At 40.7% G+C, this 16,524-nt stretch carries 14 protein-coding genes; 3 read left to right on the forward strand and 11 right to left on the reverse strand.

The genetic code is table 11. The features are described from left to right. The first annotated feature begins 12 nt into the window (after positions 1 to 12). On the forward strand, positions 13 to 1,089 hold the full coding sequence (corA, locus tag C1721_RS14865) for a magnesium/cobalt transporter CorA (protein WP_102408972.1): 1,077 nt from the start codon (positions 13 to 15) through the stop codon (positions 1,087 to 1,089). Positions 1,090 to 1,091: 2 nt separating this feature from the next. On the opposite strand, the gene C1721_RS14870 is transcribed toward corA, so the two are convergent. The 3 genes from C1721_RS14870 to C1721_RS14880 form a co-directional block, all read right to left on the reverse strand. Next, entirely contained in the window at positions 1,092 to 1,691 is a 600-nt protein-coding gene (locus tag C1721_RS14870) for a recombinase family protein (RefSeq protein WP_102408973.1), read from the reverse strand. Between the two features lie 116 nt (positions 1,692 to 1,807). Beyond that, entirely contained in the window at positions 1,808 to 2,776 is a 969-nt protein-coding gene (locus C1721_RS14875; RefSeq protein ID WP_102408974.1) for an Acg family FMN-binding oxidoreductase, read from the reverse strand. 2 nt (positions 2,777 to 2,778) lie between these two features. Then, positions 2,779 to 3,522 (reverse strand): DUF5131 family protein, encoded by a 744-nt coding sequence (locus C1721_RS14880; protein ID WP_102408975.1) that lies wholly within the window; start codon positions 3,520 to 3,522, stop codon positions 2,779 to 2,781. A 78-nt stretch (positions 3,523 to 3,600) separates the two neighbouring features. On the opposite strand from C1721_RS14880, the gene C1721_RS14885 reads away from it, so the two are divergent. Further along, positions 3,601 to 4,731 carry a glycerate kinase family protein gene (locus tag C1721_RS14885; protein ID WP_102408976.1) on the forward strand — a complete coding sequence of 377 codons (1,131 nt, stop codon included), beginning with the start codon at positions 3,601 to 3,603 and terminating at the stop codon, positions 4,729 to 4,731. 4 nt (positions 4,732 to 4,735) lie between these two features. Here the strand turns inward: C1721_RS14885 and C1721_RS14890 are convergent, their stop codons facing one another. Both C1721_RS14890 and dnaB read right to left on the reverse strand, forming a co-directional pair. Continuing rightward, complete coding sequence (locus tag C1721_RS14890) at positions 4,736 to 5,404, reverse strand: hypothetical protein (protein ID WP_234347511.1); 669 nt, start codon at positions 5,402 to 5,404, stop codon at positions 4,736 to 4,738. 47 nt (positions 5,405 to 5,451) lie between these two features. Further along, positions 5,452 to 6,969, reverse strand: coding sequence for a replicative DNA helicase (gene dnaB, locus C1721_RS14895; RefSeq protein WP_102408978.1), 1,518 nt, complete (start codon positions 6,967 to 6,969; stop codon positions 5,452 to 5,454). Positions 6,970 to 7,157: 188 nt separating this feature from the next. Here dnaB and C1721_RS14900 point away from each other — a divergent pair, with 188 nt between their 5' ends. After that, positions 7,158 to 8,084 (forward strand): magnesium transporter CorA family protein, encoded by a 927-nt coding sequence (locus C1721_RS14900; protein ID WP_102408979.1) that lies wholly within the window; start codon positions 7,158 to 7,160, stop codon positions 8,082 to 8,084. A 161-nt stretch (positions 8,085 to 8,245) separates the two neighbouring features. Here C1721_RS14900 and C1721_RS14905 read toward each other — a convergent pair whose 3' ends face one another. From C1721_RS14905 to thrS, 6 genes are all read right to left on the reverse strand, one after another. Continuing rightward, positions 8,246 to 10,489 (reverse strand): GH92 family glycosyl hydrolase, encoded by a 2,244-nt coding sequence (locus C1721_RS14905; RefSeq protein ID WP_102408980.1) that lies wholly within the window; start codon positions 10,487 to 10,489, stop codon positions 8,246 to 8,248. A 33-nt stretch (positions 10,490 to 10,522) separates the two neighbouring features. Beyond that, the gene (locus C1721_RS14910; RefSeq protein WP_102408981.1) at positions 10,523 to 12,703 is read right to left on the reverse strand and encodes a family 20 glycosylhydrolase; all 2,181 of its coding nucleotides are present in this window, start codon (positions 12,701 to 12,703) and stop codon (positions 10,523 to 10,525) included. 500 nt (positions 12,704 to 13,203) lie between these two features. Continuing rightward, on the reverse strand, positions 13,204 to 13,548 hold the full coding sequence (gene rplT / locus C1721_RS14920) for a 50S ribosomal protein L20 (RefSeq protein WP_102408982.1): 345 nt from the start codon (positions 13,546 to 13,548) through the stop codon (positions 13,204 to 13,206). A 112-nt stretch (positions 13,549 to 13,660) separates the two neighbouring features. Then, positions 13,661 to 13,858 carry a 50S ribosomal protein L35 gene (gene rpmI / locus C1721_RS14925; protein ID WP_102408983.1) on the reverse strand — a complete coding sequence of 66 codons (198 nt, stop codon included), beginning with the start codon at positions 13,856 to 13,858 and terminating at the stop codon, positions 13,661 to 13,663. A 51-nt stretch (positions 13,859 to 13,909) separates the two neighbouring features. Next, entirely contained in the window at positions 13,910 to 14,533 is a 624-nt protein-coding gene (gene infC / locus C1721_RS14930) for a translation initiation factor IF-3 (RefSeq protein ID WP_102408984.1), read from the reverse strand. A 33-nt stretch (positions 14,534 to 14,566) separates the two neighbouring features. Beyond that, entirely contained in the window at positions 14,567 to 16,522 is a 1,956-nt protein-coding gene (thrS, locus tag C1721_RS14935) for a threonine--tRNA ligase (RefSeq protein ID WP_102408985.1), read from the reverse strand. Positions 16,523 to 16,524: the final 2 nt, after the last annotated feature.

The following is a 16,524-nucleotide window of genomic DNA, read 5'->3' on the forward strand; positions in this document are numbered from 1 at the left end:
ACAGAAATAGCTATGAGACGAAAAGAAGGTAAGACACATAGAAGAAGACATATGTCTAACCGGCATTTGTCGGATAAATATTTTTACGTTGGAGAGCATGAAACAATCACCAACATCCATCTCACACAATACAACGAAACAACGCTCCATACTCGTGAGATCAAGACAACCGATGTTTTCAAACAGTTAGTCAGTCAAGACCATATTAACTGGTTTCAGGTAAGCGGACTCACAAACGCAGAAGCGATTACCCGGATAGTTAAAGATTTCGGATTACATAACCTCGATGCCAAAGACATCCTGACACCGCAACACGTTGTGAAGATTGAAGAATATCACGACCGGATGCTTATTATCTTAAATTCATGCTATTATAATGAGAACATGGAAATCATGACTGAACATATCAGCATGTTGGTTGCAGGGAATGTAGTCATCACATTTACGGAAAGCAATAACCCCGTATTTGAAGCCACTTATAAAGCGTTAGGATCAAACATGCTGAACATACGTAAGAAAGGGAGCGGTTTATTACTGGCTTTCTTACTGAATACAATTGTGGCGGGCATGGTTGAAACGGTTACAAAGGTGGAAGAGATGCTGGAAGATATAGAAGAAACGCTGTTGGATGTAAATAACGATCAAGGGAACATGGGCTTGCTCATCCAGCAACGCCGGCATGAATATATGCTTATCCGTAAGAACAGCCAACCTCTGAAAGAGCAGTTTTCCAAACTGCTACGAAGTGAGAACGGTATAATTAGCGCCGATATGCTTCCTGTATATAATGATCTTGCCGATCAGTTATCTTTTATAATTCAATCTACAGAAAGTTGCAGGGAAATTATTTCATCGTTAGTCGATCTCTACATTTCCAACAATGATTTACGCATGAATGCAATTATGAAAAGGTTAACCATTGTTTCCACGATTTTCATTCCACTAACTTTCTTAGTTGGCGTCTGGGGAATGAATTTTAAGTTTATGCCCGAATTAGACTGGAGATATGGTTACTCTATAGCATGGATAGTGATGATATTATGCGGGATTATCACCTGGCTTTATATGAAAAAGAAAGACTGGTATTAAAACTACAAGCCGTAATTCTTCTTGAATTTATAAAATGTATTCTTAGATACATTATAGTACTGGCAAATAGCCGCAACCGTTTCACCCTGTTCCAGCATATTTATTATTTCGTCTTTCTTTTCATCCAGGCTGTCCTGCTTTGTTTTAGAACCGACAGGACGACCTAGCTTCTTTCCGGAATGTTTCAATTCCATCAATGTATCTTTAGTACGCATTGTTATCAATGAGTGATCCAGGTCTACCGTAAGCATAAAAGCCTTATTCATCTTCTCATAATCCATGGATGAGTCAAAAATATAACGGTCTTCAATACACCAAAGAGACGCTTTCTTTTTCAGACATACCGATAATATTTCCATCATTTCAAAAACAGAACGGCTCAGCCGGGTAATGTCCGAAACAATCAATACATCCCCTTCTTTTATACGCTCTAAAGTATCCTCCAGCTTCTGCCCCATCCTCTTGGCTTTCTCACCGGTTACATCCGTTATCCATTTATCGACCTGTAAATTGTCTTTCTTTGAAACGAACTCATTGATCATATTTCGTTGAATATCCAGATGCTCTCTGTCTGTGCCTACATTCAAATACGCTATTACCATAAAACTATCTCTTTTATTAATAGAAAAACAAGGATATGCTCCAATTTGTTGGTGAAGATATAAAAAGAAACGAAATTGCCATTATTTCACTAATTAAACTTCTCTATTAAATACAATCAAATATCATAAAGAACCTCGTCTATGTGTTTCCGTAGAGAAAAGGGCATCTTTTTCCCATAACCAATCCTTATTAATATTGTAGGATATTCCGTATCAATTAACAGAGAATGTTTCATTTGTTCGGATAATGCTTTTATCTCACAAGGCTGATTAAGAAAAGCATAAGCAATACCAGAAGCCGTTAACTCCAGAAGAAAACGCTCCAACGTACGTCCTAAACCGATCCACTCTTTTATTGAATTATGGCGAGTAGTGAACAAAACAAAATGAGATGAAGATTGTATCTTTTTCTTATCGCCCCGATTCTGTACAAATGGATTCAGGCAAGCTTTCATGATCATCTCTGATATACAACGGGGAAGATTCGGCGCTCCGAAAACAGCATAGCTTAATCCGTCTCCACTTTCCTCGGCATGGGACTTATTATATCTGATCCAGGAAGAAAGTTCATCTTTAAACGCTTTATCCCTCAACTGAATCTTATTTCCCTTCATGATATAATCTGCTACTACATTATACTTTCTCTCTCCATTCAGCAAAAAACAAACACCCACATTCTCTTCCTTCGGTATATTCCGTAAGGAGTAGATAATATTTTCTTTGATAATCGTTCCATTATATACATTTCTATTCGTTTGCCGTTGGCTTATCTGTTCATATAACGGATTTTTTATTACTGATGAAGACGAAGTAAACTGTACCGAAACAAATGATCCGTCTTCCGGCATGGAAACATCGGCTTTATACCCTTTAACAGAAGCGGCAATACATAAATTCTCCGCAGCGCAACCCAGAGAAACAAAAAGCTCCCTCCTATCGGCATCCACTACCTTCAATTCTTTTTCCGGATTAGGAAGTATATCAATACGGTTTTCTTCCACCCGGAATAACCACGGCTGCGTATTATGTCCCGAAGGAGCCTTTACCGCCTGTTCTACCATAAATATCAAATCATCATGCTGCATAGTTATTCTCCTTTTTCCAATGTGACATTTATCCCGGCTTTTCTCGCTTGCGAATGTTGAAACTGGCGGGCAATATGAAAAAGCTTGCCATCTTTCAATAACCGGGAGCCTGTCTGTTTAAACCAAAAATCCACATTTGCCTTTATTGCCTGTTCTCGTATATTCAAAACCCAGTTATAATCACAAACACGTGCCTCACGACCGGATTCACCACCAACAACAACCTGTTCCACCCACTCTTTTATAGAGAACGGAAAAGCAATATCACTCAATAAAGGTTCACATATTATTATTTTATGTTTTATGGGAGCCGCTTTATAAATAGGAAACCGGTAATCTACCCGATCCTGATTCTCCATAGTACAACAAATCGTAACATTATCATATCCATCTCCCCAATCGCCGGGCAAGCATGTTTGCAGACGATCTATTCTTTTTGTTATAAAAAGGAAATCAATATCCTTCCTGATACGCATCATATCCCAAACCTCAGCTCGCCATTCGTCCGCATCTTCCACAAAGAAATCCGAACTAAAGCAAGTATAAACCAAATTACCCGGAGGAATTTTATACTCTCCATTCCTTTTCCGGCGAAGAGGCAAGTCAAAGTTTTCCGTCTTAGTAACCACAGAGCTGTCTTTACCATGCTTGCCATCAATCCGGTATACATAGCAATGCTGGCAACCGGCACTTAACTTATGACAACCATGCCACGGATTCCATATAGACGATTTCCCCTTTTCCATTATCGAGAGCTTTTACACAAAGATACAAGAATATTTATTACTTTTGAGAACAAATCCGGATACCACATATTATTACGCGTGAGAAAAGTAGTTATTGCCATCGATTCATTTAAAGGTTGCCTCAGCTCCGATGAATGCGGACAAGCCGCAGAAGAAGGAGTAAAAAGTATTTACCCCGCATGCGAGGTAATAAAACTACCCATTGCCGATGGAGGCGAAGGAATGCTAAACGCACTAATGTCGGTCACACAAGGAAATTATGTCCGGCTATACGCCCATAATCCTTTGATGGAAGTTATAGAAACTCAATACGGTATCTCGAAAGACGGGCAAACTGCCTTTATCGAGATGGCAACAATAAGCGGGCTTCCTATTATTCCTCCCGAAAAAAGAAACCCATTGATTACAACCAGCTATGGAACGGGAGAATTAATAAAGGATGCTCTAAATAAAGGATGTCGTAAATTCATTATCGGCATAGGAGGAAGCGCTACGAATGATGCCGGATTAGGTATGCTGCAAGCACTTGGCTTCCGGTTTCTGGATAAATCAGGTATGGAACTGGAGACAGGAGGCAGAATCATGGATAAAGTATTTCATATTGATAACAGCAATATACACCCGGCATTGAAAGATTCTTTATTTACTATTGCTTGCGATGTAAACAATCCATTCTGCGGACCTGAAGGAGCAGCATATATCTATGCCCGGCAAAAAGGAGCAGATAATGAAATGATCGAGGAACTGGATAAAGGTATGCAATCTCTGGCCAATGTCATCCGGCAAATAACAGGGAAAGATATAACATCAACTCCCGGAGCGGGCGCAGCCGGAGGAATGGGGGGCGGTTTTATAGCCTTCCTTAACGCTGACCTTAAATCTGGTATCGATTTGTTATTAGAAGCTTTCGATTTTAAGAACCTGATCAAAAACGCCGACCTCATCATCACCGGAGAAGGTAAAGTTGACCGGCAAACCATAATGGGCAAAGTTCCTTCCGGCATTTTACGTGAAGCACAGAAACAAAACATTCCGGTTATCATCATAGCCGGAAGCGTAGAAGACACGGAAGAATTGAATAAGGCCGGTTTTAAAGGTGTATTTTCCATCACGCCATCGCCGGTTTCATTGGAGGCGGCTATGGAAGCTAACTTTGCAAAAGAGAATATAAAAAGATTAATCCGGCAAATATGCCGGATTACTTCATGAACTGTCAATTACATTCAATTACCTGAACTTGCGAACTTCTGGGATTTCTGGTTAACAATAAAGGAAGCAATTCTTTTTCAAAAATCAATTTACTGATAATACGATAATGCGGAGAATATGTTTCCTCAAATATACTGCTATGATGGCCTACATACTCCCCATTTGCCAGCCTCTTCTCTATCTCGGCCTTATCAGCCTCATAATCCGGCAAAAACAAATTCATCGAACGGATAATCGTTTCTATAGAATGCCATTCATCACGCCATTTCTCTATTGAGACAGGTTGAATCCCGTTTACGCTTCTTACAAAAGCCTCTAGAAACACATCATACGGAATTATACCCTTTTTTAGCACAGACAGATTTACGCGATAGAAATTACCTTCCCATCCCGTAGGTTCGGCAACCTCACCTGACATATTGGAATAAGAGTCCATTTCATGACGCAAATAACGGGCGGCAGAAGCCACATCATTAATAATATGTCCCGGACCGAATTTGTCCTGAAAGAAGTTCTTATACAAATCTTTCAATGTAGATTTAGGATACGTAACCATTTGCCGGGTCACAGCAGTTCTAACTGCCGTTTCAAAAGTCACGCCTTTTTCCGCAGATGAAGTCATCACAAATAAGGCAGACAATAACCCACAGAGAGTAAACTTATTGAACCACATAATATTTGTATATTAAATTATTACTAAAAGCGACACACCACACATCTTTAGAAAGGCACTTCGTTGCTACTTCCCTGGCTTAGAAAATCTTGTCCTTCCGGTGTGATTGGCGGCATAACTTCCAAAGAATTATTCATATTGGAAGAAAATTCCCGGATTCGAATATCTTCTTCAACATTCATAAACTTGGCAAATTCCGCTTTAAACCGAAGCCTGACATCTCCTACAGCACCGTTACGATGCTTTGCAATAATAATCTCGGCCAGACCAATCAGCGAATTACCCCGTTCATCTTCCGTAATTTTGTAATATTCAGGACGGTGGATAAAACAAACCATATCCGCATCCTGTTCAATCGCCCCGGATTCACGCAAATCGGCAAGCTGCGGTCGTTTACCTTCCGCTCCCTGACGGGCTTCCACGCCACGATTCAACTGAGACAATGCAATGATAGGAATATTCAATTCCTTGGCCAGACCTTTTAATGAACGGGATATTGTACTTACTTCCTGTTCACGGCTGCCGAAATTCATCCCGCTGGCATTCATCAACTGCAAATAGTCAATAATGATAATTTTAATTCCGTGCTCACGAACCAAACGGCGTGCTTTGGTACGCAACTCAAAGACAGACAAACTAGGCGTATCATCTACATAAATAGGCGCGTCATACAGTTCTTTGATCTTAAAATCCAGTTGTTCCCATTCATAACTCTCCAAACGCCCGCTCTTAATCTTCTCTCCCGGAATCTCACAGACATTTACAATCAGACGATTCACCAACTGCACGTTACTCATTTCAAGAGAGAATAACGCCACAGGAGTATTATAATTTACCGCCATATTCTTGGCCATTGAAAGCACGAAAGCCGTTTTACCCATAGCAGGACGGGCTGCAATAATTACCAAATCAGAATTTTGCCATCCGGAAGTAATCTTATCCAGCGCCTCGAAACCGGTACGAAGCCCGCTTAATCCTTCTTTCTGGTTAGCGGCTTTCTGCAACAGTTCCATAGCATCCTTAATAACCGGATTGATTTGGGTGACGTCTTTCTTTACATTACGCTGGGATATTTCAAACAGTTTACCTTCTGCCTCCTGCATCAAGTCTTCCACATCAATAGTTTCGTCGAAAGCCTTGCCTTGAATCATGGCAGTAAAGGAGATCAACTCACGCGCCAAATATTTCTGCGCAATGATACGGGCATGATATTCGATATGGGCACTGCTGGCCACTTTACTTGTCAGTTGAGAGATATAAAAAGGACCACCTACTTCCTCCAGTTCTCCTCTTGTCTTCAACTGCTCGGTTACAGTCAACATATCAATGGGACGCTGGCTAATAGCCAGATCCACGATAGCCGAATATATTTTCTCATGAGATTTCTCATAAAAACATTCCGGCTTTAATATTTCGCTGATTATCGAATAAGCATCCTTTTCAAGCATCAACGCACCCAGCACAGCCTCTTCCAACTCACGAGCCTGCGGCTGTAGCCGTCCCATGTCGGGCACTATCACGGTTTTCTGCCTGCTTCTTCCTGTATTTTTGCTTCCTTCTGCCATTTCCTTTTTCTTAATTGGGAAATCAAAGGTAACACTTTTCAATAATTTTACTACCTTTGCAGCCGTAAAAAGTAATTATTCAATTATGGACGACAGTATTCCGCGAGAAACAAAAACAAGTAAAAATTAAGTAGCGGAGGATTTACATCATTATCCTCTGCTCGTAAACAACACGAAAGGAGGCAATAATGAGAAGATTTCTTTATTGCGAAGCCGGTTTTGTAGAAAAAGACCATTGGCTTCCTAATTGCTGGATAAACGTTGAATGTCCCACAAACGATGACATCCAGTACCTTATTAACGAGTTCCATGTTCCCGAATCTTTTTTAAGCGACATTGCCGATACCGACGAACGCGCCCGTATTGAATACGAAGGCAACTGGCTACTCACTATCCTGCGTATTCCGGTGCAAAGTCAAGAACAGGGCATTCCTTTTACCACCATTCCCATCGGTATTATCACGAATAATGAAGTGATTGTAACTATTTGCTATTTTAAAACCGAACTGATTCCGGACTTCATCCAATATACACGACGTAAGGAAGTGGTTGTACGCCATAAGTACGATTTAATATTACGTCTTATCCATTCGTCAGCCGTTTGGTATCTGAAATATCTGAAACAGATAAACAACGCCGTTAACCAAGCAGAAAAGGCTTTGGAGAAAAGTATCCGTAACGAAGATTTGCTGACGTTAATGAAGTTGGAGAAAAGCATGGTATTCTTCAATACCTCCATTCGTGGCAACGAGGTAATGCTTTCCAAGCTGCAAAGTATTTTTCAGGAACCAATGTATATGGATAAAGAACTGTTGGAAGATGTGGAAACCGAGCTAAAACAGGCTCACCTTACTGTAAACATCTACAGCGACATATTAACAGGAACAATGGATGCGTTCGCCTCTATTATATCCAACAATGTAAACACGATCATGAAACGTATGACCTCTTTGTCCATCGTGTTAATGGTTCCAACCCTGATAGCAAGCTTCTATGGGATGAATGTTCCGATCCATATGGAAGACACTCAATACGGATTTGCCATAATTGTTATCTGTTCCATCATACTATCGGCTACGGCGTTTGTTATCTTCAGGAAGATTAAATGGTTCTAGGAAGTAATGACGGAATCCCGACATTCTAATCGGATCACACCTGTGATCTATATAAATCACAAGGGTGATCTGATCGGATCACAGATGTGATCTATATGAATCACGGCCGTGATCCGATTAGTTTATCAGGTTCCTGACTATAAAATATCCTGTACTGATGCTTACTTATGCGTATCTTCAAGCACAAAACGAAGCGTACCAGCATTCACAAGTTCCTCTTGCGAAATTGTATACCCTTTCAATCTCTTATCACCTGCAAATACGTCCTTTATATAAATATCCTCCGGTTTATTGTGCATAGACTCAATAATCAGTTCACCTTTCGGGTAGAATTTCTTATCCAGTTGAATAGTGATCTTGTTAAAGGTCGGCGAAGTAAGTACGTAGTTCACATCACCGGGACAAGCCGGATAGAATCCCATCATCGAGAAGATAGCCCAGGCAGACATCGTTCCGGTATCTTCGTTGCCGGGAACACCGTTGGGAGCATTATGGTAGCAATCTTTCAATAGCTGACGGACTATTTTCTGCGTACGCCAAGCCTCGCCTTTAAAGTAACTGAACAGATATGGATAAGCTATATCAGGTTCATTGGCGGCATCATAATACCCCTTATCGAACACCATCTGGAGCTTATCTACAAACTTCTTGTCGCCACCCATCAGCTTTGCAAGTCCTTTTATATCATGCGGAACATAGAAGGTATAGTTCCAGGCATTTCCTTCATGGAAACCGGGACTGGGTTCAAAATTCTCGCCTTGTTTCGGATCGAAAGGAGAATAGAAAGTACCATCAGGCAGAATGGGGCGAAGCGTTCCGAATTCTTTACTATAGTAATGCTTATAACCCAAGGAACGGTCACGGAACAACTTAGCGTCTTCTTTCTTACCCAGAGCTTCGGCAAAGTTAGCCAGATTCCAGTCGGCTATATAATATTCCAAAGCATGAGAAACCGAATTGTCATACTGTTCACGCAAAGGGACGTATCCCTTACTGAAATAGTCGTTAGCGTCCGGACGAAGCAGGTTGAATTCACCCGGAGTAGTAGCACCTTTGCGCATGGCCTCGTAAGCAGTTTCCACATCAAAATCGCGTAAACCGCGCATCCAGGCATCAACAATATAAGGGATAGACGGATCACCTTCCATCGTAAGCGTTTCACGTCCGTAAAGTTCCCATTTAGGCAACCAGCCGCTTTCCTTATACATATCAATCATGGAACGGATAATGTCTAACTGACGTTCAGGGTAAAGCAATGTCATCAAAGTACTTACGTTACGATATGTATCCCATAAGGAGAAAACGGTATAACGATTGCCTGTAGTATGTCCAACCTTAAGGCTTTCCATCATCGGATATTCTCCGTTTACATCCTGAATAATATTCGGATGAATCAGCAAATGATACATGCCGGTGTAGAAAATAGCTTTCTCGTCATTCGTACCGCCTTCCACCTTTACTCGTGAAAGATCGTTGTTCCACATCGTATTGGCTGCCGTACGAACTTTATCAAAGTTGAAATCCGGTTGCTCGGTATTCATGTTTAGGCGCGCATTCTCGATGCTAACGAAAGACACGCCTACCTTTACCTCGATCGATTCGTTCTCGTCTGTATCATAGGTAAACCAAACGCCAACATCATCTCCACTCATCTCACGAGTGTATTTGGTATATAGCTTATATTTACCGGAATAAATATCCCATTCGGCTTCTACGCCTTTCATATCGCGTTGCTTCTTCCAATAGCCCATCTGCTTCGGTGCTTTGCTCACCTTCATCACAAAATAAATTGGGAAAACAGCCTGCGGATTGTAACAGAACGTACCTAAAAGCTTGCTTCCTTCTATTTCCGTATCGTTGACGATACGAACGGTTGCCCCCGATTCATTTGTCAAGCCTTCTCCTAGATTCATCAGGATGTTCCCCTGCCCTTTCGGGAAAGTAAAACGGCTCAGCCCTGTACGCATACTGGCTGTCGCTTCTGTCTTGATGCCATATTTAGTAAGCACGTTACTATAATAACCAGGATGAGCCACTTCGTCTTTATAATGGCTGCCGTATTCCTTATAGTTTACATTCAGTTCCCCGCTTGTAGGCATCAACAACAGACTGCCCAAATCGGGGCAACCCACGCCACTCAGATTTACATGAGAATAGCCGGTAAAGAAATTATTGTCCGACGAATAAGGAGTAGACCACCACTGACTGTCCTTGTCGAAACGGTTTGTTTCCGATCCCATCACATTAAAAGGAACAACACTCATCATTCCCTGCGGACATACGGCTCCGGGATTGGTAGTGCCGTAATTGCTTGTCCCAATAAAAGGATTTACATAATCTACCGGTTGCTGTGCCGATGCCATCAGGCCGCCACACAAGAGGAAGGTCATTAATTGTGTCTTCATTAATCTATTATTTTAGTGTTATTTATCATGAATTTACCATATAACTATCTCGTCTGTAAAGATAAAAGCATTATTTACTTCCGTTGCTTTCAGGCGAACATAGCGTGCATTCCAATCGCCAAAGAATATATATTCCTGAAAAGAAAGGTCTTTGTCTTTATTGGATATTGTTGTAGGAACAACTCCTTGAGGGATAAAGTTTTCACCGTCTTCGGAAGTTAGCAGCTCCACTTTGCCCGGCTGAAATACACCCGGACCTATCAGTTGCATGAAACGGATAGAAACTTTATGTATACCGGTTACTTCTTCCATATCTACCACGCAATCCAAATCATTCAGATAGCCTTGCCAACGCCCGTCAAGATAAGTAAGTCCGCCCCGGTAACCATCCAGCAAAGCATTCATTCCTCCGGCCATATATCCGCTATATAACTTACTATTATAATGTATAGGCTTGTTAATACCGCGGTGATAATCTACTTTCTTTTCTGTAGGTGTTCCTTGCAATTTACCATCACGGAAGATGGCTGCTTTGATATAAGCGGAATCTTTAACGGCGGCTATAGTTCCTTTATATAGTGTGGAAGAAAGCGTAGGCGTAGTTCCATCTGTGGTGTAACGAATCTCTGCCGGATATTTCTCGGCATCCAGCACAACTTCTATCTGCTTCTTTACAGTGTCTACTTTCATGACCGTTTCTATCTCGTCAGACAAGGTAAAGGTGTTTATGCCCATCTTCTGCAATACCGGGATGTTGGCATTCATACGCGGCTTAAAGTCTTGCCAACTGCGCTGTTCTTGCGGTGTCCAGGCAATCTCGGCCAAAGCAAGAGCACGGGGAAACATCATATATTCAAGATGGTCGGCCGTCTGGATATATTCCGTCCACGTATTAGCCTGCACACCGATAATATGTTTACTCTCCTCCGCCGTCAAAGAATCGACCGGAACAGGATTATAGCTATACACATGCTTAACCGGAGTATAACCACCTATTGCATACGGTTGTGTCTTCGGATCAGCTTGGTAGAAATCAAAATACATATAGCCGCCGGGAGTCATTATTACATCATGTCCCATACGGGCCGACTTGATGCCTCCATTTTCTCCACGCCACGACATAACGGTTGCTTCGGGAGCTAACCCGCCTTCTAATATTTCATCCCAACCTATTAATTTACGGCCTTTGGAGATAAGAAAGTCTTCTGCTTTATGAATCATATAGCTTTGCAGTTCGTCTACATCTTTCATACCTTCTTTCTTCATCAAAGCCTGGCATTTGGGACATGTCTTCCAAGATCCTTTGCCGGCTTCGTCTCCTCCTACATGTATATATTCAGATGGGAATAAATCTATAACCTCAGACAAAACGTCTTCCATAAAAGTAAATGTCTTTGGATTACCTATACAGAAATCGCCATTCATATAAGGTTTACCGGAACAGGAAAGTTCCGGATAAGCAAACAATACTTCATCCGAATGGCCTGGAAATTCGATTTCGGGGATGATGTTGATATGACGTTCGGCCGCATAAGCTACTATTTCGCGGATATCGTCTTTGGTATAATATCCACCATAAGCACCGGGAGTTCCTTCCGGTAGATACTTACGGTCTTTACCATCCCACCATTTCTGCCAGTCGGATTCAGTACGGTAAGCGGTTTCAGAAGTGAGTTTCGGATATTTATCCATTTGAATACGCCATCCACCGGCATCGGTCAGATGCATATGTAAATTGTTCAGTTTATAGTAGGACATTATGTCCAGCAGTTTCAAAATTTCTTCTTTTGGAAAGAAATGGCGGGAAACATCAAGATGCAAACCACGGTAAGGAAAACGGGGAGCATCATGGATGTCTACATACGGAATGCCTTTATCTGTTAATAATTGCCGAAGGGTTTGCCTGGCATAGAACAGACCTGTGTCTGTTCCGGCTTTTACTGCTATTCCCTGATCGTTAACTATAAGTTCGTATCCTTCGGGATTAGATTTATCAAATGAATCGTCTATAATATAATGTATAAATTGCGATGATTCATCTGAAAAGATCTGATTGCTGTCTACTTTAAAGTAGCCGACGTTTATTTTCATATTTGCCGGTTTTGGTATTAAGTCTATCTGTGATACTTCTTTTGGCGAGCAAGCAACCAGAAACAGAGAATATGCAACAACAATTCCCGTGAGTTTTTTATAAGAACATTTTGGCAACAGCATAAATTATTATTTTAGTGTGTTAATTCTTGGCATGTAAATATACAACGGAAAAAGGAATCCTTCCGAATGTATTTTCATTTTCTTTTAAAAGGAATTAGATTTTCTTCCGAAAGGAATGTTTTTACGGTATAAATAAAAAATGGAAAACCTCTCACGAGATTTTCCATTTCATATCTGAAAAGAAAGCCGCACCGTAGATGTGAACAAACTCCGTATGACAGGATTTGAGTGCTTTGCCACCTTTGTAATCCGCTGTGCTAAGCATACCCCGAAGGGCGCGGCCCGCCATCAGCAACAAGAGCTATGTCTCGGAATTAAAATTATCTGATGAGTTTCCCAATCGAACAAGTGCGGCTTAACTCATCTTTCTTTTTACAAAGATATTTAATAGGATTGATATTTCCAAATGTTTTAAGCATAAAAAAAGAATGTTTACCCCATAAAAACAAAAAAGGACTTTCCTTTCAGAAAGCCCTTTTTCATTCACGTATAACATTAAATTACTTTACTTTTGCTACGATAGCTTTGAAAGCTTCCGGATGATTTACAGCTAAGTCGGCCAATACCTTACGGTTCATTTCAATACCGGCAGCATGTAAAGCCCCCATCAAACGAGAATATGACAAACCTTCCAAACGTGCAGCAGCATTAATACGTTGAATCCACAATGCGCGGAAATTACGTTTCTTGTTACGACGGTCGCGGAATGCATAAGTCAAACCTTTTTCCCAGGTATTTTTAGCTACAGTCCAAACGTTCTTACGTGCACCATAATAACCACGGGTAAGTTTTAAAATCCGTTTTCTTTTTGCTCTTGAAGCAACATGATTTACTGATCTAGGCATAATTCTAATCTGTTTTGAATGTTAGCGTCATCCAATCTCTGGATAATCTTAATTAGCTAAATACATTCGGTTAATAAAAATCGTTGTTAAAACTCGCTTAATATAAAAAAGATTACTTCAAGCCAAGCAACTGCTTAACATTGCTTACATCTACGCTAGCGATCAAGCCAGTGTGAGTAAGATTTCTTTTTTGCTTTTTAGTCTTCTTTGTCAGAATGTGACTTTTAAAAGCGTGTTTTCTTTTGATTTTTCCTGTTCCGGTAAGGGCGAACCTCTTTTTGGCACCGGAATTAGTCTTCATCTTAGGCATTTTCCAATTTTGTTTTTAATTATTAAACTTAACTGCCACAAGGCAGATTTTTTATTCTTCAGTTATCTCGTCACTTTCAGGAGCAACCTTTGGCTTCGGAGTGTCTGTTACTTTTTTAACAACTTTGGGAGCTTCCGGCTTCTTAGGAACACTAACTTTTTTAGGAGTCAGCATAATAATCATACGCTTACCTTCTAATACGGGTAATTGTTCAACCTTTCCATATTCTTCCAAATCGTTGGCAAAACGAAGCAGTAATACTTCACCTTGTTCCTTAAAAAGAATGGAGCGACCTTTAAAGAATACATACGCTTTCACTTTGGAACCTTCTTCCAAGAATCCTTTCGCATGCTTCAATTTAAAGTTGTAATCATGATCATCTGTTTGAGGTCCGAAACGAATCTCTTTCACAACGACTTTCACAGACTTCGCTTTTTGCTCTTTCTGACGCTTCTTTTGCTGATAGAGGAATTTCTGATAATCAATCACTCTACAAACGGGGGGGGCAGCATTTGGTGAAATTTCAACCAGATCTAATCCTTCATCTTCGGCAATTTTTAATGCCTGCTGAATAGGATAAACTCCCGGCTCTATGTTATCACCTACTAAACGAACTTCACGAACGCGAATCCGTTCGTTAATTCTATACTGTTCTTTCAGATTGTCATTCTTCATTCAAAAAGATTTATTCTCCTCGTTATTAGTTATTTATTGTTTACTTTTTTGCCAGTGATTCATTTGTTCCTCTACTTCACCATTCAAAAGCGCTGCAAAGGTAGTAATTTTCATCGAACCTCTATCACCTTCACCCTGTTTTCTTACAGAAACTTCATCATTTTCTGCTTCTTTTTCTCCAACAATAAGCATATAAGGAATTCGTTTCAATTCATTTTCACGAATTTTACGACCGATCTTCTCGTTTCTGTCGTCCACCTGAACACGAATATCCTGTTCTTCCAATTGACGTGCAACCTTCCACGCGTAGTCATTAAACTTCTCACTGATCGGTAATACGCAAACCTGGTCCGGAGTCAACCACAACGGGAATTTACCTCCTGTATGCTCAATCAATACGGCCACAAAACGTTCCATTGAACCAAATGGAGCACGATGAATCATTACCGGGCGATGCTTTTTATTATCTTCTCCTGTATATTCCAGTTCAAAGCGCTCTGGCAAGTTATAATCCACTTGTATTGTTCCTAATTGCCAGCGTCGACCTATAGCGTCTTTTACCATAAAGTCTAGCTTCGGACCATAAAAAGCAGCTTCTCCATATTCAATTTTAGCTTTCAAGCCTTTTTCCTGACAAGCTTCAATGATAGCAGTTTCTGCTTTTTCCCAATTTTCCTCAGAACCGATATATTTATCTCTGTTCACTTTATCACGAAGTGAAATTTGAGCTTCAAAGTTCTCAAAGTCAAGTGCCTTAAAAATAATGAAGATAATGTCCATAACTTTCAGGAATTCGTCTTTCAACTGATCCGGACGACAGAATAGATGAGCATCATCTTGCGTAAAACCACGTACACGAGTTAAACCATGCAATTCCCCGCTTTGTTCATAACGATACACCGTTCCAAATTCTGCAAAACGAAGAGGCAGATCTTTATATGAACGTGGAAATGCCTTATAAATCTCACAATGGTGAGGGCAGTTCATCGGTTTCAGCAAAAACTCCTCACCTTCCTGTGGAGTATGAATAGGCTGGAATGAGTCTTTTCCATACTTGGCATAGTGACCGGAAGTAACGTATAGCTGCTTACCTCCGATATGTGGAGTCATCACTTGTTGATAACCATATTTCTTTTGGATACGTTTCAGGAAATCTTCCAATTTCAGACGCAACTGAGTTCCGCGCGGCAACCACAATGGCAAACCTGCTCCTACTGCGGTTGAGAAAGTAAACAGTTCCAACTCCTTACCGATCTTACGATGATCACGCTTCTTGGCTTCTTCCATCAATGCCAAATATTCATCCAACATTTTTTTCTTTGGGAAAGTAATACCATATAAACGAACCAACTGTTTACGTTTTTCATCACCCCGCCAATAAGCACCGGCAACACTCAAAATCTTTACAGCCTTTATATAAGATGTATTAGGCAAGTGTGGACCACGACATAAGTCTGTAAATGCACCTTGCGTATAAGTTGAGATTGTTCCGTCTTCTAATTCGCTAATCAGCTCCGTTTTGTATACTTCACCTCTATCACCAAACATTTTCAAGGCATTTGTCTTCGAAATATCCTGGCGTTTGATTTCTTCTTTCTTGGCAACCAATTCAAGCATTTTAGCTTCAATAGCGGGAAAATCGCTTTCTTTAATCGTTGCTTCACCGGGATCAACATCATAGTAGAAACCATTCTCAATAGCCGGACCTATACCAAACTTAATATTCGGATACAATTCTTGCAAAGCCTCTGCCATAAGGTGAGCACTGGAATGCCAGAATGCGTGTTTACCTTCTTCATCATCCCATTTAAAAAGCTTTACTGAAGCATCATAAAAAATAGGACGGGTTAAATCCCATATTTCACCATTTACACTTGCAGCCAAAACTTCTTGAGCCAAACGAGAACTAATGCTTTCTGCGATTTGCATTGCAGTCGTTCCTTCGACATATTCTTTCACAGAATTATCCGGAAATGTAATCTTTATCATAA

The organism is Parabacteroides bouchesdurhonensis (assembly GCF_900186615.1).
Taxonomy (GTDB): domain Bacteria; phylum Bacteroidota; class Bacteroidia; order Bacteroidales; family Tannerellaceae; genus Parabacteroides; species Parabacteroides bouchesdurhonensis.